General features: G+C 63.7%; 1 protein-coding gene and 1 pseudogene. Both read right to left on the minus strand.

Going from position 1 to position 1,248, the window contains the following annotated elements; all coding sequences use genetic code 11:
• On the minus strand, nucleotides 1-1,088 hold a 1,088-nt coding region (gene hypE, locus ACOCD2_RS12755), incomplete at its 3' end, for a hydrogenase expression/formation protein HypE (RefSeq protein ID WP_293672752.1).
• Nucleotides 1,085-1,248 (minus strand): annotated as a pseudogene (locus ACOCD2_RS12760) (hydrogenase formation protein HypD); the annotation flags it as partial. The gene hypE and the pseudogene ACOCD2_RS12760, both read right to left, overlap by 4 nt.

Consider the following 1,248-nt stretch of genomic DNA (forward strand, 5'->3'; position numbering starts at 1 on the left):
TGCGCAACAACTTCGCAAGCTCGTTGCTGCTCCGTACTTGGCTCCCATATGACTGGACGCCGCGTTCGGAGGCCTACTTTGTTTTCCCTCTGGCGCAAGGCACGCCGGGAAAACAGTGCGGTCTCGCGGCTACTGGGGTCTACCAGCCTTCGCTTCGCTCTCCATGGCTGGCAGCGACCGATGATGGCGCTGTCTGCACCCAGGGGATGGGAGCGCATGACGGCCAGCAGTTGCTGCGCCCGGTCCGCCGGGCAGATGCACACCAGCTTGCCTTCGTTGGCCACGTAGAGGGGATCGAGTCCCAGCAGTTCGCAGGCATCGTTCACCGCCGGGTTCACGGGTATGGCGTCTTCCTGCAGGCGCATGCCCACAGCGGACTGCCGCGCCAGTTCGTTCAGGGTGGTGGCCAGGCCGCCACGGGTGGGATCGCGCAGGTAGTGAATGTCCGGCACGGCCGCCACCATGTCGGCAACCAGGGTGTGCAGCGCGGCGGAATCCGACTCTATGCTGGTTTCGAATTCGAGATTCTCGCGGCTGGACATGATGGCCACGCCATGATCGCCAATGGTGCCGTTGATCAGGATGGCATCACCGGGACGGGCGAGATCGCCGGAGATATTCACCCCCTCGGGAACGCTGCCGATCCCCGTGGTGGTGATGAAAACACCGTCGCCCTTGCCCTTCTCCACCACCTTGGTGTCACCGGTGACCACCGGTACACCCGCCGTGAGCGCCGCCTGCGCCATACTGGCTACGATGCGCTCGAGATCTGCCAGTGGAAAGCCCTCTTCCAGGATGAAACCGGCTGAAAGGTAAAGCGGCCTGGCGCTGGCGCCGGACATGGCCACGTCGTTGATGGTGCCGTGAACCGACAGGGCGCCGATATCGGCACCGGGAAAGAACAGGGGCGAGATGACATGACCGTCCGTGCTCATCACCATGCGGCCTGCAGTCACCCCGAACGCCGCCTGGTCGTTTGCCTGGCGCAACAGGTCGTTGTCGAAATGGCGCACGAACAGATCCTCGACCAGCTGTGCCATGGCGCGGCCACCGCTGCCGTGGGTCATGTCCACGGTTCCCTTCTTCATGCGGCCGTTTCCCCGGCGCCTTGGTGCTGGCGGAAGCGTCCGTAGCTCCAGTAGGCAGAGCAGGCGCCTTCCGAAGACACCATGCAGGAACCCATGGGATTTTCCGGTGTGCAGACCGTGCCGAAGAGCTTGCAGTCCGTGGGGATCTTTATGCCCCTGA

The organism is Thiolapillus sp., assembly GCF_048562965.1.
GTDB lineage: Bacteria > Pseudomonadota > Gammaproteobacteria > Chromatiales > Chromatiaceae > Thiolapillus > Thiolapillus brandeum_A.